We start from the raw sequence: 18902 nt of genomic DNA on the forward strand, positions 1-18902 counted from the left end.
TCCATATGATGCCGAGCGCCGAATTTTGAATCGATCATTTTGATGAGGGAGATGCCGCTTGACCTCCGCAAAACCTGCGCCGCTCAACCGCCTCCGACAGCTCTGGCGCGAAGGCCGCCCGACCTTTGGCGCGATAGCGACCATTCCCTCGATCCAGACTGTACAGATCATGGCCCGTTCCGGGATCGACTGGATCATTGTCGATCTTGAGCACGGGCCGATCGATCTCGGCTCGGCGCATGCGATGATTACCGCCACCTCTGGCACGCCCTGCGTGCCGATGGTGCGGATTGCCGCCAACGAGCCCTGGCTTGCGAAGGCGCCGATGGACCTGGGCGCCCTCGGCATCAACTTTCCGATGATTTGCAGCCGCGCGGATGCCGAAAAGGCCGTGCGCAGCGTGCGCTACCCGCCGAAAGGCGACCGGCTGTGGGGCCCCTTCCACGCGCCATTCCGCTGGGGCGTATCGATGCCGGATTACATGGCGGCTGCGGACGACGACATGATCTGCATGATCACCATCGAGCATGTCGAGGCGGTCGAGCGCATCGACGAGATCATGGCAACCCCCGGCATCGACCTCGCGGTGATCGGCCCCGGCGACCTCGCCACCTCCATCAACAAGCGCGGCCTGCTCGATGATCCCGAGGTGATGGCGCTGATGAAGCGTGCCGAGGAAGGCATTCTTAGGAGCGGCGTGCCGATCGGCGGCGTCGCGCGCACCGCCGAGCAGGCCAACAAGATGATCGACCGCGGCTACGTCGCGCTGGCGCTCGGCTTCGATTGGTCGCTGTTCCAGCGCGGCATCGCGGCCAGCTTCGAGGGGGTCAAGCGATAGGTTCCGAGACGGCGGCAAACCCCTCAAAATCCTTGAAATTCACGTCCCCGCTGGCGGGCCGCCACGCCGGTTGACCCGCCATCCGGGCGCGAACCTACTGGCGTCAAAACGCCTTGTTCGTGCTAGATGAGGTGCTGGCAGGTCCAGGCGGCCTGTCGGCTTTCTGATTTGCCTACCTTCGAAACCCTGAGCGGAGCGATGCGCGGAACGGTTCGAAAAATCACACTGCCGCGCCGCCTGGTCGCCGACCTCATGCACGCCTCGATTCGCGTGCCCTTTGTTTCGCTCGCGCGGCCGCTTCATATCCGCGCCCTGCAGGAAGCCCGCACGCAGGCCGCCCAGCGGCCGGGCTGGGCCGCGATTTTCGTCAAGGCATTCGCGCTGGTCGCGAAGGAACAGCCGATCCTGCGCACCCTCTACGTCAAATGGCCGATGCCGGCCTTCTACGAGTTGCCGCGCAGCGTCGCGATGGTGGCGATCGCCCGGGTCGAGGACGGCCAGGATTGCGTCCTGCCGCAAAAGATCGCGGCGCCCGACGAAATGCCCCTTGCCGAGGTCGACGCGCTGATCCGGCACGCCAAGGTAGCGCCGATCGACGAGGTGCCGGCATTCCGGAAGATCCTGCGGACCACGCGGCTGCCGCTGCCGCTGCGGCGGCTGTTCTGGGCAATCGGCCTGAATTTCGGCCGCCAGCGGGCGAATTATTTCGGCAGTTTTGGCGTGACCTCGGTGGCCGCCTATGGCGCCGGCCAGCTCCATGCGATCAGCCCCGGACCTTTGGTCCTGAGCTATGGGGTGGAAAAGCCCGACCAGAGCATCGATGTCGTATTGCGCTGGGATCACCGGATTTCCGATGCCGCCCCCATGGCCAAGGCGCTGAACCGGCTGGAACAGGTGCTGAACGGCGAAATATCAGCCGAATTGCGGGCCAATCGGCAGCAGACCGAGCCCAAACCGGTCCGGGCAGTCGCGACCTGACGGGTCCTGTGCGTCATTCCGGGATGGTGCGTTAGCACCAGATCCGGAATCATTGCGCATCTGAGGTCTGGTCCCGCGGACCATCCCGGAATGACAGTGCCTGAGGGCCCTTTTCGTTGACAGAACGGCGGTTTCTCCCTAAGACCCGCTTGCTCGCGGGCCGGTTTCGGCCCGCGATGCGTTTCGCGACCCGTGGTCCTCCCCGAGCTTTCGAGGCGGACCTGTCGGCCCCGGCAACCCCGGTGCACAGGAGGGCGCGTTTCCTCAAAACTCAAACTCTTAAGCAGAGGACGCGATGACAAAGCGCAGTGAGGCGAAATACAAGATCGACCGCCGTATGGGCCAGAATATCTGGGGTCGCCCCAAGAGCCCCGTGAACCGCAGGGAATACGGCCCCGGCCAGCACGGCCAGCGCCGCAAGGGCAAGCTGTCCGACTTCGGCGTCCAGCTCCGCGCCAAGCAGAAGCTGAAGGGCTACTACGCCAATATTTCCGAGCGCCAGTTCCACGGCATTTATGTCGAGGCCGGCCGGATGAAGGGCGACACCGGTGAGAACCTGATCGGCCTGCTGGAGCGCCGTCTCGACACCGTGGTCTATCGCGCCAAGTTCGTCGCCACCATGTTTGCCGCGCGCCAGTTCATCAACCACGGCCACATCAAGGTGAACGGCCGCCGCGTCAACATTCCGAGTTACAAGCTCAAGCCCGGCGATGTCGTCGAGGTCAAGGAATCCTCCAAGCAGCTCACCCCTGTGCTGGAAGCAAGCCAGCTCGGCGAGCGCGACGTGCCCGACTTCATCGAAACCGATCACTCCAAGATGACGGCGAAGTTCAGCCGCATCCCGGCGCTGTCGGACGTGCCGTTCGCGGTGCAGATGGAGCCGCATCTGATCGTCGAATTCTATTCGCGCTGATCGGTTTTCAATTCCGAGATATCAAAGGCCCCGGTTTGCCGGGGCCTTTTCATGTTACAACTACCTGATGTCGCAGACGACCGACAAACCCGCCCGCTTCATGCCCTCGGCCGGACCGGCCGAAGCCGAGCTTGCTGCTTGGGCCGACCTTGCCCGGGACGAACACGTGCGCCGCTACCAAGAGCTGTTCAACCATATCGATTGCAGCACCTTCACCACGGATAGGCCCGACGACATTTTGGCCGCCGCCCAGAAGCGAGTTGCCACCTAAGACATCAGGCCGCAACTTTTCTACTAGTCTAGACCGCCATTGCCTTCTTTGCCGCCTGGGCAAGGAAGCCCGAGCGCGTGAACCCTTCCCGCTCGGCGTAGCGGTCGATTTGATCGAGTACGTCGGCTGGCATCGTCACGTTGATCCGAACGCTCTTCACTTCAGCGGCTGGTGTTGCGATGAGCACGGCAACGCCATCCTTGTTTTGAGCGTCCCTCATGATCTCTTCCAGAGAACTCGGTTCTGGCGCGGCTTCACCATCGGCTGCCAAGCCTTTCAGATGCAGTGCCAAGGCTTCGGCGGCCATATCGCGGGCTTCATCCAGAGTCTTTCCGGCGCTGATCACGCCGGGAAGATCCGGAAACGATACGCCGTAATCGCTGTCGGTCTCTTTGTGGATCAAGGCGATGTACTGTCGCATTTTTCTTTTCGTCCTCTGCTGATGGCAGGGCGGGTCGCTGGACCCACTCCTATTTCGTCTATTTCAGCTTCAGACCGGCTTGCTTTTCGATGCCTCTGAACGTTCCGGTCGGTATACCTCTCCGCGGGTGAGGCACCGTCACCCGCTCCGGTTTGGTCGGATGCTTGAACTGGACATGACCTCCTTTTTGGGCGACCTGCACCAGCCATCCGCCTTCGAGGCGGAGATTATGTCCCTAGAATTGATGAGTATTCACACACACTTCGATATGTAATTTCAAGTGTATAAATACACACTAAGATTCCAGCCCTACTTCTTGACGTGAGGCGCCGGACGCGCCCTTTTGCCCGGCCATAACAATACGAGCGAGAAGGAACTCCCCCATGCACTACACCCCTGCCCCGCGCGATCCCAAGGCGGATCCCATCCGCATCAACTTGCTGTCGGACACGCAGACGCGACCGACGGCGGCGATGCGCGAGGCGATGGCGCGGGCCGAGGTTGGCGACGAGCAGATCGGCGACGATCCGACGGTGAACCAGCTGTGCGAGCGCGTCGCCGACCTCCTCGGCAAGGAAGCCGCCGTGTTCATGCCTTCGGGCACCATGTGCAACGTCGCGGCGACGCTCGCGCATTGCCGGCCGGGCGATGAAGTTCTGGCCCATGCCAGCGCGCACATCATCGCGCGCGAAGGCGGCGCGCATGCAGCGCTGGGCGGCTTCCAGATGACGCCGCTGCCGGGCGAGGATGGGCAGTTCACGCCCGAAACGTTCCGCGCCGCGCTGCACCCCCGCTCGCGCTACCAGCCGCCGCAGACCGTCGTCAGCGTCGAGCAGACCGCCAATATCGGCGGCGGCACGATCTGGAAGAAAGCGGCGCTGGATGAGATCGTCGAGATCGCCAAGGCGCATGGGCTGATCACCCATATGGATGGCGCGCGGCTGTTGAACGCCTGCGTCGCCACGAAAATATCAGCGCGCGACATGGCCGCGGGCTGGGATTCGGCCTGGATCGATTTCTCAAAAGGCCTCGGCGCGCCGATCGGCGGCGTGATTGCGGGATCGCGCGCTTTCGTCGACGATGTCTGGCGCTGGAAGCAGCGCCTCGGCGGATCGATGCGACAGGCCGGCATTTGCGCCGCGGCCTGCGTCTATGCGCTCGACCATCACGTCGATCGGCTCGCCGACGATCACGCCAATGCGCGGGCGCTGGCGCGAGGGCTGTCGCAGATCAAGGGCATGGAGGTGCAAGAGCCCGAGACCAATCTGGTGTTCTTCAGGCCTGACGGAGCTGGCGTCGCCGGCGACAGGATGGTCAATGCCTTGCGCAAGCGGGGCGTGCTGCTCGCGACGATGGATGGCCGCATCCGCGCCTGTACGCATCTCGACGTCAGTGCTGCGATGATCGAAGAGACGGTCGGGCTGGTGCGCGAGATCGTGCGCGGGGCGTGAGAGGCGTTAGTCCGGGGCCGTGAACTCAGGCAGCGGCAGGCGTGCGCGCCCGCCACAGCGCGCTGCCGAGCAGCAAATAGATCGCGCTGGTCCACATGGCCTGCCAGTTCTCGAAGTCTTCGTTGAAGACGATATAGATCGCCGCCAGGGCGAACAATCCTGCAAACACGGCCTCCGAAAGCGGCCGTTCGCCGGATTTCGAACCGTTGAGAAACGCCAACGTCCAGAACGGCACCACGGCCATGGTCAGCGTGGCGAACGGGAAATCGCGCCAACGCGCGTCGAATATCAGGCTGAGCGCGGTCTGCGCGGCGATGAGCGTCGTCACCATCAGCGTAACGCCCAGCATGTTGCTCATGAACAATGGGGTCAGGCCCTTGCGCGGTCCCAACACCTCAAGAAACGCCGGAAGCGGCCGCCCCGACATTAGCGCGTGGGTAGACAGCAGCGGCGCTGTCACGGCCGCTGCCAACAGAAAACCCTGCACCAGCCAACCGCCGAGCCCGTAGCTCTCGTGGAGCATCTTGTCGGCACTCACGCCCAGCAATATCCCGGCAACGGACGCGGAGATGGCGACCGCAGCCCACGATGCCAACGGCGGCAGCGCCACCTGACGCTTCCGCGTGAACCAGCCAACCGCGAATATGCAGATGCAAAGAAGCAGCCCGCCTGCCATCTGCAACTTCCAGAACGGATAGTTGTTGATGGCCACGCCGGCTGGATATTTCAGCTTGCGCTCGGCCCCATCGAACAGTCCCCAATAGCCACCCACCGTGCCTTCCCAGCGACGCTTCCACGGCTCGTCGTACGCCTCGAACAGATTGACGCGAAAATTATCCCGCCTTGCCCGCTCGAGAATCTCGGAGATGAAACGTGCCTGATTGACGCGGGAAGCCAGGGCGCCGTGGCGCATCCGCCCGTGGCTTGGCCAACCGGTTTCGCCGATCAAAATTTCTTTGCCGGGAAAGGCCGCGACGACCTGCTTGCGGACATCATCCACATGCGCGGCCGCATGCTCGGCGCGCGGCGGAACGTCTTCCCAGTAGGGCAGGAAATGGGCGGTGATGAAATCGACATCGCCGCCGACCTCGCGGTAGCGCAGCCAGAATTCCCAGACATCGGCATAGGTCACCGGAATGTCCACGCGCGGTTTGACCGAGCGAATGGTTTCCCGAAGGTCGCCCACCGTCATGTCGCCGCGCAGCAGCACTTCGCTGCCAACGATGAGCGCCGCGACCGTGCCGGGATGTTCCTTCACCAGCGAGACCGCAATGTCGCAGAGTTGAGCGTTCTTCGCGCGATCACGCCCGATCCACACGCCGAGCAGAACCTTCAATCCGACCCTGGACGCAAGCTCGGGCACCTTGTCCAGCCCGTTGTCGATGGAATAGGTGCGGATGCATTTGGAGACCTTGGCAAGCTCCTTCAGATCCTCCGCGATCTGCTCCGGGCTTACGATGAGCGTCGGATCGTGCGGCGTCTGATCGTTGCGGAATGGCGCGTAGGAAACGCACTCCAGCTTCGCCGCATCATCGATTGGCGCGCGCGTCAGCGCCACCGGCGTGGCCAGCCACCACCACGCCGCGACAACGGTGCCGAGCGATAGAAAAAAAAGCGCCAGCGGCGTGCGAAAGCCGATTGGTCCTGCTCCCAAATAGGCGAATAGATCAGCCTATTTAGCTCTGCGCCGCAGGCATGTCGACCGCCGATGCAGCCGTGTGCACAATTGCGCCGCAATACAGAAGCGGTGATAGTGAAGACGCTTCAAACACGAAGCATTAAAAGTCGATGGCGTTTACGCAAAATTGATTCCAGCCCCAGTGAGTGAAGTGATGCCATTCAAACGGTTTTCCCGGCGCCAATTTGCCAGGATCGCAAGCTGGTCCGCGCTTGGGATCTCGATGCTGTCAGCCAGATCTAGTATGGCTCAATCGGATCAAGCGACCGGAATACAGAATCAAAAGGTCTTGGGCTTTCCGAATGGTTTTCTATGGGGTACGGCGACCTCGTCCTATCAAGTCGAGGGTGCCGTCAACGCGGACGGCCGCGGCCCATCGATCTGGGACCGCTTTGCCCACACGCCCGGCGCCATCTCCGATCGCAGCAATGGCGACACCGCGACCGACCATTATCGTCGCTACAAGGAAGACATCCGGTTGATGAAGGCGCTGGGCGCCAAGGCCTATCGATTCTCGATTGCTTGGCCGCGCGTCTTCCCGCAAGGTGTCGGCTCGCCGAATCCGAAAGGCCTCGACTTCTACAACCGCCTTGTCGACGAGTTGTCGGCGAACGGCATCGAGCCGTTTGCAACCCTCTATCACTGGGATCTGCCGCAGGCGCTGCAGGATCGCTTCGGCGGCTGGACTTCGCGCGACACGTCAAAGGCATTCGCGGACTACGCCGCCCACGTCACTGCCCGCTTGAGTGACCGCGTGAAGCATTTCTTCACCATCAACGAATGCTCCCGGCTCGTTCACCTCGGCCACGGCCTTGGCGCCGATGCGCCGGGCCTCAAACTACCTCAGTCAGGATTGAACCAGGTCCGTCACCACGTTGCGCTGGGACACGGCCTTGCGGTTCAGGCGATCCGGGCTCATGGACGCGCCGGGACCAGGGTCGGTCCGGCGGAAAATGCCGTGAGCTGCATCCCAGCCATCGAAACGCCGGCTAACATCCACGCCGCCGAGATCGCGACGCGCGAACTCAACGCCGGCTATTTGACTGTCATGATGGAGGGAAAATACCCCGAGGCGCATCTGGCGCGGGCCGGCAACAACGCGCCGAAATTCACCGCCGATGATTTGCGCGTCATTTCATCTCCGATCGATTTCGTCGGGCTGAACGTCTATACGCCCGACCATTATGTTGTTGCCGCCGACAACGAGCGCGGCTTTTCGCTGGCGCCGTTTCCCGCCTCGTTTCCGCACATGAAGGCGAGCTGGCTCAGGCCCGGCCCGGAGGCGATGTACTGGGTGCCGCGCCATGTGGCCAAGCTGTGGAATGTAAAGTCGATCTATATCACCGAGAATGGAACGTCGGCGAGCGATCAGCCGGCAGCGGACGGGACCATCTACGACGTCGACCGCATCATGTATCTGCGCAATTATCTGACGCAGTTGCAGCGCGCGACATCCGAGGGCGTGCCCGTGCTCGGATATTTTCTGTGGAGCCTGATGGACAATTTCGAATGGTCTGATGGGTATGAGCAGCGCTTCGGTATCTACCACGTCGACTTCGACACCAAGCGTCGTACGCCCAAGCTGAGCGCCTCGTTCTATCGCGAGACGATCGCGCGGAACGCCGTGGCGTAGTCAGGCAATTGTCAATCCTTGCGCAGACCCTTGCCGAGCGCCTCATACATGATCGTCTTCAGCGCCAGTTGGATTCGTCCGCCCTGCGTAGGGGCCTGCACCATGAAGACAACGAGCATGTCGTCCTGCGGATCGACAAAATAGAAACTGCCGCCCGCGCCGTCCCACCGGTATTCGCCGAGCGGCCAGGTCGTATTTGGCGGCGGCGAGGTGCGCACGGCAAAGCCAAGACCAAAACCGCTGGACGGACCGGGGAAATAAAAGGGGTCGTGAATAATCTTGGTTTCCGGACCGATCTGATCCGAGGTCATCAGCGCGACTGTCTCGGGCTTGAGATACCGCTTGCCGTCCAATTCGCCGCCATTCAGCAGCATTTGCAGGAATCTGGCGTAGTCGCCGGCCGTCGAGACCAGGCCTGCCCCGCCGGATTCCCAGCGCCGCGGCTCTGTCGGATCCTTGATTCCGGCCACCCGAAAGCGATCGACGGGAAATGCCTGGGCGATGCGCGGCCAATTCGCTTTATCTGCGACATAGTATTCGGTCTCAGACATCCCGAGCGGATCGAACAATCTCTGCTTCTCGAATTGAAACAGAGTTTGCCCTGACACCACCTCGACGACACGGCCGAGCACATCGGTTGAATGGCTGTAGTTCCAACGCGTTGCTGGATGATCGGCGAGCGGCAGTGTCGCGATCCGGTCGGCGAATTCGGCATTGTCGAAATCGCCGGCGTAAAGCTTGGGATCGGCATAGAGTTTCTGCACCGCGGTTTCGCCGAAGAAGCCGTAAGTGATACCCGACGTGTGCCGCAGCAGATCCCTGATCGTGATCGGGCGCTTCAACGGCTCGAGCTTGAGCGGATACTTTCCTGCCTCATCGGAAAGATCGACGCCGACCTTTGCATCCGCAAAGGCGCGAATGTATTTCGATACGGGATCGTCGAGGGCCAGCTTGCCGTCTTCGACCAGCATCATCACGGCGACCGAGGTGACAGCTTTCGACATCGAATAGATCTGGAAGATGGTGTCCGGCGTCATCGGCTGCTTGGTGGCGGGGTCCCGCACGCCGAAACATTCAAGGTCGACCGACTTGCCGTGCTGCTGGATCAGCAGGACTGCGCCGGGGATCTTGCCGGTCGTAACTTCGTTGCGAACATAGTCAGCGATCCGGTCGAGGGCCGCGCGTGAAAAAGTTGGCGCGTCTGGCGCCTTCTCGCTCCCCAACGCATGCGGTGAGCTGCCGAGAAAAAGCAGCGCGAGCGCTGCCGCAGCAAGGCAGCGCCCGATCGCGCCTTCAGTTCTCCAGCGCTTCATAGACCAACTGCTTCAGCGTCCGCTGGATGCGCTGGCGTTCCGTCGGCGTCTGCTCGAGCAGCACGAAGAACATATCCTGCTTGCGGTCGACCACGAAATAGCAGCCGCTGGCGCCATCCCATTTCAATTCGCCAAGAGAGCCCGGCGGCGGCGGCTTGGCGTTGCCAGGATCGGTGCGCACCGCAAGCCCGAACCCGAAGCCGAAGCCGTCTCCGGGGAAGTAGAAATAGTCGCGATCGACCCCCGACCCGGGGCCGATGTGGTCCGTCGTCATCAGCTTGAACGTCTCGGGCTTCAAATAAGTCTTGCCCTCGAACGTGCCGCCATTGAGCAGCATCTGCGTAAATCGCCGGTAGTCCGCCATGGTCGAGTACATGCCGCCGCTCGCGAACTCCACTTTCTTGACGTTAGTCGGGTTGGTGTCGCGGCCGACGCGGAAATTGCTGTCGTTCGGCACCGGCAGCGCGATCCGCTTCTGCTTCTCCGGATCGGTGATGTAGAAGCCGGTGTCGACCATGCCGAGCGGATCGAGCAGCCTTTCACGCATGATCGTAAGCAGGGATTTTCCGGACGCGACTTCCATCACCCGTGCCAGAACGTCGGTGGAATGGCCGTATTGCCATAGCGCGCCGGGCTGATTGTGCAGCGGCAGTTTGGCGATCCGCTCGGCGAACTCGGCCAGATCGAAATCGCCCTCATAGATGTTGGCGGCCGCATAGGCCTTGCGGACCAGACTGTCACCGTAGAAGCCATAGGTGATCCCCGACGTATGCAGCATCAGGTCGCGGACAGCCATCGGCCGGTTCGGTGGCACTAGCTCGAGCGTCTTGGTGCCGTCCTCGTTCTTCTTCTCGACACCGACTTTCACATTCGCGAAGGATGGAATGTATTTTGAGACGGGATCGTCGAGCTTGATCGTGCCGTCCTCGACCAATTGCATGGCCACGACCGACGTGATCGCCTTCGTCATCGAGAACAGGCGGAAGATGGTCTTGTCAGTGATTGGCTTCTTGGACTCCACGTCCTGAACGCCGAAGGTCTCGTGATAGATCGGCTTGCCGTGCTGCTGGATCAAGACGTTCGCGCCGGCGATTTTGCCGGTCGCCACCTCGTTCCTGAAGAACTCGGTGACCTTCGCAAGCTTGTTCTTGTTGAAATGCGCGCCGGCGGGAATATCGAATGTGCCCTCGGCACGGACTTGTGGCCCTGCCACTAGCATCAGCGCGCCGCAGGTGAGCGCGCGCCGCAATCGACGTGAGTTCATTGGAACCCCCCTCCGGAATTCGGAGAGGAGTGTAGCTGCGGCGTCAGTCGGCGCAAGGGCTGCCAAAGGCCGCCAGTGCCTGTTCATGCAGCCGAGCGCTGTCGGGAGAGAAGCAGCAGAAGATAACCCTTGTCACGGCAGGTGCAGCAGCCAGCGCATCGACAATAGTAGCGACCGCAATGCCGGCGGCGCGGTCGGCAGGAAAGCGATAGATGCCGGTAGAAATCGCTGGAAAGGCGACGGATGCGAGCCCGTGCTTCTGGCAGAGCTCCATCGAGCGGCGATAGCAGGAGGCGAGCAGATCGTCCTGGTCGAGGGTGCCGCCGTTCCACACAGGTCCGACCGTGTGGATCACGTGCTTTGCCTTGAGCCGATAGCCCTTGGTGATTTTGGCGTCGCCGGTCTCGCAGCCATTGAGCGTGCGGCACTCGGCTAGGAGTTCCGGCCCCGCAGCACGATGGATCGCGCCATCGACGCCGCCCCCGCCGAGCAGCGACGAGTTCGCGGCGTTGACGACGGCGTCAACGCGCAGTGTCGTAATGTCGGCAACAATGACTTCCAGCCGCGCCTGGCCGACCTGGCGCGCCAGCCCGCTCAGGCGGAAGCCGCCGCGTTGACGGTGACGCCCTTGTCGACAAAGAGCTGCTGCAATTCACCGGCCTGGAACATCTCACGGATGATGTCGCAGCCGCCGACGAATTCGCCCTTGACGTAGAGCTGCGGGATGGTCGGCCAGTTCGAGTATTCCTTGATGCCGTTGCGAAGCTCGGCGGATTCCAGGACGTTCAGCCCCTTGTAGCCAACGCCGACGTGGTCGAGGATCTGCACCACCTGGCCGGAAAAGCCGCACTGCGGAAACTGCGGCGTGCCCTTCATGAACAGCACGACGTCGTTCGACTTCACTTCGTTGTCGATGAATTGTTCGATGCTCATATTTGCTTCCTTTTGGGGCTGAGCCCCCTGCGGCGTCGCCTAACGGGCCGGCTCGTCCATGTAACCCGGATACTTGCCATATATGTAGCCCAAACCGTTGTGCATCCAAAGCAAAATGGCGAAGAGCTGGCATGCGCGGGGCCGGCTCGGGGCACCTCGTGCGACCGCAGCCTATAGTCTGACGGCATCAATATCATAGCGGGGGAAGGCTTTTTTCCCGGACCGGAACCCCTATCTAGGACGGACCGCCCGTCGGGAACCAGTTTCCCAGACTAACGTTCTCCATGCTGACCGGAGACACCAGTGACGAAACCAGTATCCGCCGCCGCGTTCGCCACCCCTGCCCCGTCACTTTTCTCAGATTCCGGCACCCTCGCCCAGAATTTGGTGGAAGCTTATCTGGCTGTTCGCGGCCAGACCGAGCGCCGGGCCGCTCCCCTTAGCCCCGAGGACCAGCTCATCCAGTCGATGCCGGACGCCAGCCCGGCCAAATGGCATCGCGCCCATACCACCTGGTTCTTCGAGCAATTCCTGCTCGGCGAGCACTGCCAGGGTTACCAGCCCTTTCACCCCGACTACGCATTTCTGTTCAATTCCTATTATGTCAGCGCCGGGCCGCGGCACGCCCGTCACCAGCGCGGCCATTTGACCCGCCCGAGCGCGGACGAGGTCACCGCCTATCGCCGGCATGTCGATGCCGCCGTGATAAAATTCTTCCAGACCGCGGGCGAGGAGCGCCTCGCCAAGCTCGTCCCACTCGTCGAGGTTGGTCTCAACCACGAGCAGCAGCATCAGGAATTGATGCTGACCGACATCCTGCACGCCTTTGCCCAGAACCCAATCCCGCCGGCCTACGATCCATCCTGGCGCTTCCCGGCGCCGCATCGCTCAGCAGAGGAGTGGACCACCCTCAACGAGGGCATCCACACCGTCGGCCACACCGACGACAGCTTCCATTTCGACAATGAAAAGCCCGCGCACCGTGCCCTGGTCGGCCCGGTCAGGCTCGCCCGCAACCTCGTGAGCAATGCCGAGTGGCTCGCCTTCATGCAGGACGGCGGCTATGGCACCGCCACGCTGTGGCTGATGGACGGCTTTACCGCGGTCGCCGATGAGGGCTGGCAGGCCCCCGGCCACTGGCGCCAGGTCGACGGCGAATGGCGGATCATGACTCTCGGCGGCTTGCAGCCGATCGATCCGGCCGCCCCGGTCTGCCATGTCAGCTACTACGAGGCGGACGCGTTCGCGCGCTGGGCCGGCCGTCATCTGCCGACCGAGATGGAGTGGGAGGTCGCCGCCCGCGCCGGCCAGCTCACCGATGCCTTCGGCATCGTCTGGCAGTGGACCCGCAGCTCCTACTCCCCCTACCCCGGCTACCGCGCCATCGAGGGCGCTCTCGGGGAATACAACGGCAAGTTCATGGTCAACCAACTGGTGCTGCGCGGCTCGTCGCTTGCGACTCCGGCCGGGCACAGCCGTATCACCTACCGTAACTTCTTCTACCCGCACCACCGCTGGCAATTCACGGGGCTACGCCTCGCCGACTACGCCTGACATTTTCGATCATCGAAGCGCGCCGGAAAGCGCGTTCGGGAGAGTATCATGAATTTGCATGCCGCCGCCTTGGCCCAAACGCACCCGTTCGATGAGCAGACGTCCGGCTTTGCCGGTGATGTGATCGGCGACCTGTCGCAATTCCCCAAGCGCCTGTCGCCGAAATATTTTTACGACGCCGCAGGCTCGGAGCTGTTCGAGCAGATCACGGTACTGCCGGAATATTATCCGACCCGCACCGAGCTCGGCATTCTGCGGAGCCGCGGCGACGAAATCGCCGCAACCATTCCAAAGGGCGCGGCCCTGGTCGAATTCGGCGCCGGTGCAACCACCAAGGTCCGCCTGCTGTTGGAGCGTTGCGATTTTTCCGCCTATGTCCCGGTCGATATTTCCGGCGATTTCCTGAACGCGCAGGCCAGCGGCTTGCGCAAGGATTTTCCCGACCTCGGCGTTTATCCGGTGGCCGCCGACTTCACCGCGCCGTTCGACCTGCCGGCCGAAATCGCAGACCAGCCCAAGGTCGGATTTTTCCCGGGGTCGACGCTCGGCAATTTCGAGCCGCACGAAGCGCGCGCCTTCCTGCATAGCGCACGCGACATTCTGGGTGAAGGCGCGCAGATGATCATCGGGGTCGACCTCGAGAAGAACGAGCGCGTGCTCTATGACGCCTATAACGACGCTGCCGGCGTCACCGCGAAATTCAATCTCAACGTCCTGGTCCGCATCAACCGCGAGCTCGGCGGCAATTTCGACGTCTCCGCCTTCATGCACCGCTCAGTCTATAATCGCGAGCGCCACCGCATCGAGATGCACTTGATTTCCAAGAGGGCGCAGAGCGTGCGCATCCTGGGACGGAATTTTTCATTCCGTCCCGGCGAGAGCATCCACACTGAGTCTAGTTACAAATATAGCCTCGACCGCTTCGCCGTGTTGGCGCGCGAGTCGGGCTGGTCGGTGCGGGAATCCTGGACCGATCGCGACCAGATGTTCTCCGTTCACGCGTTGGTGGCGTCGGACTGAGAATTGGCGACGGGCTTTGCGGTTCACGTCTTGCAGACGGACCGCCTGCGGTCCGGCCGTGGTCTGCGTGTTGGCGCAATCCGGGGAGCGACAGATATCCAGTCGTCGGACAATCGGTCTGCACCCAACAGCCAGGCGTGAATGATCCGCCACTTGTCCTGTCCGCGAGACTGGAAATCCAGTAGCGGAGATCCTGCGTCCTGCAGTTCGTGAAAGAACTTCAACGAGTCTTTTCCAGTCGGTCCGTCCGGCTCGATCGCCTGCGTCAATATCCAGCGGTCCCACTCTTGAATGATGCGTACTCTTGCTTCACTTTGTTTCATAGGCGCGTATTCCCAGCCACGGCTCCCCCGTAGGCACTGAGTGATCGCGCTGGTCAAGGTTTGATGGAAGGTGCTACGCCGCCGCGCGTCTCCGCACCTTGCCGGGCTTAGTATAACCAAACTTCTTAACAAGTGTTCATCTTTATTACCCCGCCCGCAAAACGGTCCATCTGCGCTGTCGTTTCCCCTTCGAAATGTCCAATTTTTGACGCGGACTCAGCCGAGCCTCCGCGGCAGCATGGCTTGGGGTGAGTTCGTGCCAGGGGATTTCAGTCATGGGCAACGCATATCCAGCGTCCAGCAACCACAGGCAACATTCGGGATCGTCGTCTGTTCACAATAATACGGAGACGGGCTGGGACGAGGGAGTAGACACCGAGCGGGTGGCGCTTCGCGAGGAAAATGCGAGGCTTCGCGCTCTCGTCGTCCAACTGTCAAATCTCGTTCTCAGAAATGTCGTCGATCAGCACAGCTCACCGCAATTGGTGCCGGTGAGGCGGCCCAGGCTGGATTAAAGACACTATCCTGCCGGATCGGATCGCAGCGAAACTGATTCCCACACCGCGACCGCGATCATGATCGCGGTGGTCAGGATCGACAGCATCAACGGCGACCATGCGCTTGCGAACCAGGCGAGCACGCAAAGCGCGATGATGCCCGCCCCGTGCGAGAGCTGAAGGAAGCCGCGAAAGCTCAGCTTGAACAGGATGGTCCCGAACAGAAACAGTAGGGGACCGCCGATCGCGCTCGTTACCGTCTTGAGATCGGAATGACCGCCCGGGTGCTTCAGCACCAGTTCGTCCGCCACTGCCGCGACGATGATGCCGGCCACGATCGGCATGTGCAGATAGGTATAGGCGAGCCGCGCCAGCCTCCCCGGCTCGCTCGATTTTGAGAGCTGTTCGGAGCCGGCCTCGGCGCCGACATGGAAATAGATCCACCACATCGCGAGGCTGCCGAGGAAGGCCGAGACAAATCCCAGAACGGTTTCGGTTGTCCAGGTGAGTTCGGCAAAGGTCGCGCCGATGACCACGATAGATTCGCCGAGCGCAATGATGATGAACAGCGCGCAGCGCTCGGCCATGTGGCCGCCTTCGATCATCCAGTCCGCGACGGACGACGCGCCGTAGCGGGGAATCCAGAACCGCACCGCCGGCGAAATATACTCGATGACGAGCGCAATGGCCCACAGCATCAGCCGCGGCTGCCCTTCCACTACTCCGCCGGCGATCCAAAAGACGGCCGACACCGAAAGCCAGGCGGCGATCCGGATTGCATTCATGCGTGTCCGCGGCCGCGACGGCGGCGTCGACAACCACAGAAATATCGTCTTGCCGACCTGCATCGCCGCATAGGCGATGGCAAACCACAATCCCCGCGCTTCAAACGCCGCCGGAATCGAGGTCGACAGCACCAGCCCGCCCAGCATCATCGCGAACAGCAGGAGACGGACCGGCGTCTTTTCGGGATCAAGCCAGTTGGTGATCCAGGAGGTGAAGACCCATACCCACCAGACCGCGAGAAACAGCAGCGTGACCTGCAACGCACCGAGCGGCGTAAAGTGAGCCAGCAGCGTATGCGAAATTTGCGTGACGGCAAAGACGAAGACGAGGTCGAAGAACAGCTCCGCGTAAGTGACGCGGCTATGCTGGTGCGGCACGATCGGGCGAAACAGCGCGCCGTGTGTGTTGTCTGCCATCGATGCCCAGCCGCCCGTCGGGGACTAGCTGTCCGGCACTCCGGGTCCGCCAGGGACCCCGGTCTGCAGCGCCAGCGCATGCAACAAGCCACCCATCTGTCCCTTGAGCGACTGATAGACGATCTGGTGCTGCTGCACGCGCGACTTGCCGCGGAACGACTCCGAGATCACCGTCGCGGCGTAATGGTCGCCATCGCCTGCGAGATCGCGGATCGTCACCTCGGCATCGGGGATAGCTGCCTTGATCATCGACTCGATATCGTGGGCATCCATCGGCATTCCAGCATGTCTCCTCAGGTGTTTTCGAATCACGGCCGGCTCGCGCGACCGTGACGGCCAAACCTAGCGCGTACGCCCTTCTAGGTCACGCCTGGCGGCACTATATTCCGGGCCGAACCGTTTGACACCGCGAGATCCCGTCGCGCCCGATCATTCGGGCTGACCGAAAAAGAGGCTCAAAATCATGAAATTGCCCGGTCCCGACCATCCGATCACGATTACGACAAACCCCAAGCGCGTCCGGGTCTCGGCAAATGGCGTGGTCATTGCCGATACCACCCGCGCGCTGACCCTGAATGAAGCCAGCTATCCGGCGGTGCAATATGTGCCGCGCGAGGACGCCAACATGGCGCTATTGTCCCGCACCGAGCGGACCACGCACTGCCCTTATAAGGGTGACGCGAACTACTTCAGCATCAACGCCAACGGCAAGAGCCTCGAAAATTCGATCTGGACCTATGAGAAGCCATTCCCGGCCATGGCTGAGATCGCCGGCCATCTGGCGTTCTATCCAGACAAGGTGACGATCGAGGAAGTGGCGTAGTAGAGCAGCGGCGTAATAGAGGAGAACGTCATTCCGGCGCGATGCGAAGCATCGAATTGCAGTGCGCAATTGCACACCTGAGAATCTCGAGATTCCGGGTCTGGCGCTTTGCGCCGTCCCGGAATGACGGTGAGAGCTAGCCCGGAATGACGGCGGGGAGCTACGCCCTGAATATCGTGAGCCCGAGGATCAGGAGCACCAGGAAGATCACGACGAAGACATAGAACAGGAAGCGGGCGATGTCGGCGGAGGCCTCCGAAATGCCGGTGAAGCCGAGAATGCCGGCGACAACAGACACCAGGAAGAAGATCAGCGCCCATTTCAGAATTGTCATTGCGTGCTCCGCGACCTTCATGGCCGCGCCCATGGCGGCCAATCCATCCACTGGTCCTAACTGCGGGTTGCGTCGCGGGTTCCGCACCAACCCGGCACGACGATGCGGAGGTGTCGGGCACAATTCGTCCTTGCTGAATCGGGTTCCCCGCTGCAACATTTGACCAGATAGCCTGGCCGGGAGGCCCGCATGACATCGATTTCCACCGTGGGACGTGCCGACGTGAGCGCAGTGCCCGAAGCCAAATCGCGAAACCTTTCGCTTGATCGCGCCCGCACCTTCCTGACGCTGGTGGTGCTGCTCCACCATGCGGTGATCCCCTATACTTATTTTGGTCATACCGATCCGACGTCATTCTTCGGCTTCGACATGATCGTCCTCGCCACTGACAGTTTCTTCATGGCGATGTTCTTTTTCCTGTCCGGACTGTTCGCGTGGTCGGGCATCGCCCGCAAGGGACCGCTGAACTATCTGGCAGATCGCCTGCTTCGGCTCGGCCTGCCGTTCGTGATCTGCGCATTTACGGTCATTCCGCTCGCCTATTACGCCATCTCGCTCCGGCAGCATCCCGAGGTCGGCTTCGCGGAGTACTGGTGGAAAACCATCACCGTCGGGCCCTGGCCAAGCGGCCCGATCTGGTTTCTTTGGGTCCTGCTCGGCTTCGACGTGGTTGCTTGCATCCTGTATCGGTTGTCGCCCAACCTGCTCGATCCGATCAACCGACTCTCGCGGCACGGCCGCCGCCGGCCCGCCGTGTTCTTCGCTGTCATGCTTGCCGTCACCGCAGCGTTCTATGTTCCCGGGCTGATGCGTTATGGACCAAGCAACTGGTTCGAGTTCGGGCCGTTCTCGGTCCAGCACGGACGCGTGATGCTCTATGCGAGCTACTTCTTTTTCGGGGCCGGCATCGGCGTCCGGGAGCTGGATCGCGGGCTGCTCGCGGCAGACGGCCGGATGGCGAAAGTCAGTTGGGACTGGATGGTGCTCGCGATCGTCCCATATTGCCTGCTGTGGGGGTTGATCTTCATCAAGCGCGAAATTCTGGGGAATCCGTCGCCGTTGCCGAACTGGTATGAGGGCATCTATGCCGTCTGCTTCACTGTCTTCAGCGTAGCCATCATGTTCCTGATCCTGGCCTTTTTTCAGAGGTTCAGGCATTCGGGCTCGGCCATGCTGCTCGATCCGATGCAGGCGGACGCTTATGGTATGTTCCTGGTGCACTACCCGATCGCGCTTTGGCTGCAATACTGGCTGTTCGACTACGAACTGCCAGCGATAGCCAAGGCCGCGATCGGGTTGGTGCTGACAGTCGCGGCGAGCTGGGCGTTGACGCGAGCGTTGAGGCAGATTCCGGGCGCGACGAAGGTGCTTTGATTGTCATCGGTCCGTAGCCCGGGTGGAGCGCAGCGCAACCCGGGATTCACGGAGGCAGCGGTCCCAGAATTCGCTACGCTCC

At 61.8% G+C, this 18902-nt stretch carries 19 protein-coding genes and 1 pseudogene; 10 read left to right on the forward strand and 10 right to left on the reverse strand.

All coding sequences use genetic code 11. The annotated features are described in order from the left end of the window. Window positions 1-58: 58 nt before the first annotated feature. The 4 genes from HCN58_RS05035 (at window position 59) to HCN58_RS05050 (ending at window position 3000) form a co-directional block, all read left to right on the forward strand. On the forward strand, window positions 59-838 hold the full coding sequence (locus tag HCN58_RS05035; protein ID WP_171578254.1) for an HpcH/HpaI aldolase family protein: 780 nt from the start codon (window positions 59-61) through the stop codon (window positions 836-838). A gap of 198 nt (window positions 839-1036) precedes the next feature. Further along, window positions 1037-1816 carry an acyltransferase gene (locus tag HCN58_RS05040; RefSeq protein ID WP_171578255.1) on the forward strand — a complete coding sequence of 260 codons (780 nt, stop codon included), beginning with the start codon at window positions 1037-1039 and terminating at the stop codon, window positions 1814-1816. A gap of 295 nt (window positions 1817-2111) precedes the next feature. Continuing rightward, window positions 2112-2729: a 30S ribosomal protein S4 gene (gene rpsD, locus HCN58_RS05045; RefSeq protein ID WP_171578256.1), complete on the forward strand. Its 618-nt coding sequence runs from the start codon at window positions 2112-2114 to the stop codon at window positions 2727-2729. A 67-nt stretch (window positions 2730-2796) separates the two neighbouring features. Then, window positions 2797-3000: a hypothetical protein gene (locus HCN58_RS05050; protein WP_171578010.1), complete on the forward strand. Its 204-nt coding sequence runs from the start codon at window positions 2797-2799 to the stop codon at window positions 2998-3000. 28 nt (window positions 3001-3028) lie between these two features. Here the strand turns inward: HCN58_RS05050 and HCN58_RS05055 are convergent, their stop codons facing one another. Both HCN58_RS05055 and HCN58_RS05060 read right to left on the reverse strand, forming a co-directional pair. Then, a complete protein-coding gene (locus HCN58_RS05055) occupies window positions 3029-3421 on the reverse strand; it encodes a type II toxin-antitoxin system HicB family antitoxin (RefSeq protein ID WP_171578257.1) in 393 nt (130 codons plus the stop codon). A 58-nt stretch (window positions 3422-3479) separates the two neighbouring features. Then, window positions 3480-3667 (reverse strand): annotated as a pseudogene (locus HCN58_RS05060) (type II toxin-antitoxin system HicA family toxin). A gap of 137 nt (window positions 3668-3804) precedes the next feature. Between HCN58_RS05060 and HCN58_RS05065 the strand changes: the two are divergent. Next, window positions 3805-4872 carry a threonine aldolase family protein gene (locus HCN58_RS05065; RefSeq protein WP_171578258.1) on the forward strand — a complete coding sequence of 356 codons (1068 nt, stop codon included), beginning with the start codon at window positions 3805-3807 and terminating at the stop codon, window positions 4870-4872. A 25-nt stretch (window positions 4873-4897) separates the two neighbouring features. Here HCN58_RS05065 and HCN58_RS05070 read toward each other — a convergent pair whose 3' ends face one another. After that, a complete protein-coding gene (locus HCN58_RS05070) occupies window positions 4898-6526 on the reverse strand; it encodes a glycoside hydrolase family 17 protein (protein ID WP_171578259.1) in 1629 nt (542 codons plus the stop codon). 178 nt (window positions 6527-6704) lie between these two features. Between HCN58_RS05070 and HCN58_RS05075 the strand changes: the two genes are divergently transcribed. After that, window positions 6705-8183, forward strand: a complete 1479-nt coding sequence (locus tag HCN58_RS05075; RefSeq protein ID WP_171578260.1) for a GH1 family beta-glucosidase — start codon at window positions 6705-6707, stop codon at window positions 8181-8183. An 11-nt stretch (window positions 8184-8194) separates the two neighbouring features. On the opposite strand, the gene HCN58_RS05080 is transcribed toward HCN58_RS05075, so the two are convergent. The 4 genes from HCN58_RS05080 to grxD are packed head-to-tail and all read right to left on the reverse strand — an operon-like array spanning window position 8195 to window position 11693. Continuing rightward, the gene (locus tag HCN58_RS05080; protein WP_171578261.1) at window positions 8195-9496 is read right to left on the reverse strand and encodes a serine hydrolase domain-containing protein; all 1302 of its coding nucleotides are present in this window, start codon (window positions 9494-9496) and stop codon (window positions 8195-8197) included. Next, window positions 9477-10760, reverse strand: coding sequence for a serine hydrolase domain-containing protein (locus tag HCN58_RS05085; RefSeq protein WP_171578262.1), 1284 nt, complete (start codon window positions 10758-10760; stop codon window positions 9477-9479). The genes HCN58_RS05080 and HCN58_RS05085 overlap by 20 nt, the downstream gene beginning before the upstream one ends. A gap of 43 nt (window positions 10761-10803) precedes the next feature. After that, the gene (locus HCN58_RS05090) at window positions 10804-11358 is read right to left on the reverse strand and encodes an O-acetyl-ADP-ribose deacetylase (RefSeq protein ID WP_171578640.1); all 555 of its coding nucleotides are present in this window, start codon (window positions 11356-11358) and stop codon (window positions 10804-10806) included. Next, a complete protein-coding gene (grxD, locus tag HCN58_RS05095) occupies window positions 11355-11693 on the reverse strand; it encodes a Grx4 family monothiol glutaredoxin (RefSeq protein WP_057843761.1) in 339 nt (112 codons plus the stop codon). The genes HCN58_RS05090 and grxD overlap by 4 nt, the downstream gene beginning before the upstream one ends. A gap of 303 nt (window positions 11694-11996) precedes the next feature. Between grxD and egtB the strand changes: the two genes are divergently transcribed. Together egtB and egtD are read left to right on the forward strand one after the other, a co-directional pair. Beyond that, complete coding sequence (gene egtB, locus HCN58_RS05100) at window positions 11997-13247, forward strand: ergothioneine biosynthesis protein EgtB (RefSeq protein WP_171578263.1); 1251 nt, start codon at window positions 11997-11999, stop codon at window positions 13245-13247. A gap of 48 nt (window positions 13248-13295) precedes the next feature. Further along, the gene (gene egtD, locus HCN58_RS05105; RefSeq protein WP_171578264.1) at window positions 13296-14267 is read left to right on the forward strand and encodes an L-histidine N(alpha)-methyltransferase; all 972 of its coding nucleotides are present in this window, start codon (window positions 13296-13298) and stop codon (window positions 14265-14267) included. Window positions 14268-15110: 843 nt separating this feature from the next. On the opposite strand, the gene HCN58_RS05110 is transcribed toward egtD, so the two are convergent. Together HCN58_RS05110 and HCN58_RS05115 are read right to left on the reverse strand one after the other, a co-directional pair. Then, window positions 15111-16289, reverse strand: a complete 1179-nt coding sequence (locus tag HCN58_RS05110) for a low temperature requirement protein A (RefSeq protein ID WP_171578265.1) — start codon at window positions 16287-16289, stop codon at window positions 15111-15113. 24 nt (window positions 16290-16313) lie between these two features. After that, on the reverse strand, window positions 16314-16568 hold the full coding sequence (locus tag HCN58_RS05115; protein ID WP_065728623.1) for a BolA family protein: 255 nt from the start codon (window positions 16566-16568) through the stop codon (window positions 16314-16316). Between the two features lie 184 nt (window positions 16569-16752). On the opposite strand from HCN58_RS05115, the gene HCN58_RS05120 reads away from it, so the two are divergent. Next, entirely contained in the window at window positions 16753-17112 is a 360-nt protein-coding gene (locus tag HCN58_RS05120; RefSeq protein ID WP_171578266.1) for a DUF427 domain-containing protein, read from the forward strand. Between the two features lie 160 nt (window positions 17113-17272). On the opposite strand, the gene HCN58_RS05125 is transcribed toward HCN58_RS05120, so the two are convergent. Continuing rightward, entirely contained in the window at window positions 17273-17446 is a 174-nt protein-coding gene (locus HCN58_RS05125) for a DUF1328 domain-containing protein (protein WP_171578267.1), read from the reverse strand. 189 nt (window positions 17447-17635) lie between these two features. Between HCN58_RS05125 and HCN58_RS05130 the strand changes: the two genes are divergently transcribed. Continuing rightward, complete coding sequence (locus HCN58_RS05130) at window positions 17636-18820, forward strand: acyltransferase family protein (protein WP_171578268.1); 1185 nt, start codon at window positions 17636-17638, stop codon at window positions 18818-18820. Window positions 18821-18902 lie beyond the last annotated feature (82 nt).

This window comes from Bradyrhizobium australiense, assembly GCF_013114825.1.
GTDB classification, from domain to species: Bacteria; Pseudomonadota; Alphaproteobacteria; order Rhizobiales; family Xanthobacteraceae; genus Bradyrhizobium; species Bradyrhizobium australiense.

Coding starts and splice junctions, on each gene's coding strand:
- HCN58_RS05115 (WP_065728623.1), bottom strand. CDS start 16,568: ATGCCGATGGATGCCCACGATATCGAGTCGATGATCAAGGCAGCTATC.
- HCN58_RS05125 (WP_171578267.1), bottom strand. CDS start 17,446: ATGACAATTCTGAAATGGGCGCTGATCTTCTTCCTGGTGTCTGTTGTC.
- HCN58_RS05055 (WP_171578257.1), bottom strand. CDS start 3,421: ATGCGACAGTACATCGCCTTGATCCACAAAGAGACCGACAGCGATTAC.
- HCN58_RS05040 (WP_171578255.1), top strand. CDS start 1,037: ATGCGCGGAACGGTTCGAAAAATCACACTGCCGCGCCGCCTGGTCGCC.
- rpsD (WP_171578256.1), top strand. CDS start 2,112: ATGACAAAGCGCAGTGAGGCGAAATACAAGATCGACCGCCGTATGGGC.
- HCN58_RS05120 (WP_171578266.1), top strand. CDS start 16,753: ATGAAATTGCCCGGTCCCGACCATCCGATCACGATTACGACAAACCCC.
- HCN58_RS05065 (WP_171578258.1), top strand. CDS start 3,805: ATGCACTACACCCCTGCCCCGCGCGATCCCAAGGCGGATCCCATCCGC.
- egtD (WP_171578264.1), top strand. CDS start 13,296: ATGAATTTGCATGCCGCCGCCTTGGCCCAAACGCACCCGTTCGATGAG.
- HCN58_RS05110 (WP_171578265.1), bottom strand. CDS start 16,289: ATGGCAGACAACACACACGGCGCGCTGTTTCGCCCGATCGTGCCGCAC.
- HCN58_RS05075 (WP_171578260.1), top strand. CDS start 6,705: ATGCCATTCAAACGGTTTTCCCGGCGCCAATTTGCCAGGATCGCAAGC.
- HCN58_RS05130 (WP_171578268.1), top strand. CDS start 17,636: ATGACATCGATTTCCACCGTGGGACGTGCCGACGTGAGCGCAGTGCCC.
- grxD (WP_057843761.1), bottom strand. CDS start 11,693: ATGAGCATCGAACAATTCATCGACAACGAAGTGAAGTCGAACGACGTC.
- HCN58_RS05050 (WP_171578010.1), top strand. CDS start 2,797: ATGTCGCAGACGACCGACAAACCCGCCCGCTTCATGCCCTCGGCCGGA.
- HCN58_RS05085 (WP_171578262.1), bottom strand. CDS start 10,760: ATGAACTCACGTCGATTGCGGCGCGCGCTCACCTGCGGCGCGCTGATG.
- HCN58_RS05080 (WP_171578261.1), bottom strand. CDS start 9,496: ATGAAGCGCTGGAGAACTGAAGGCGCGATCGGGCGCTGCCTTGCTGCG.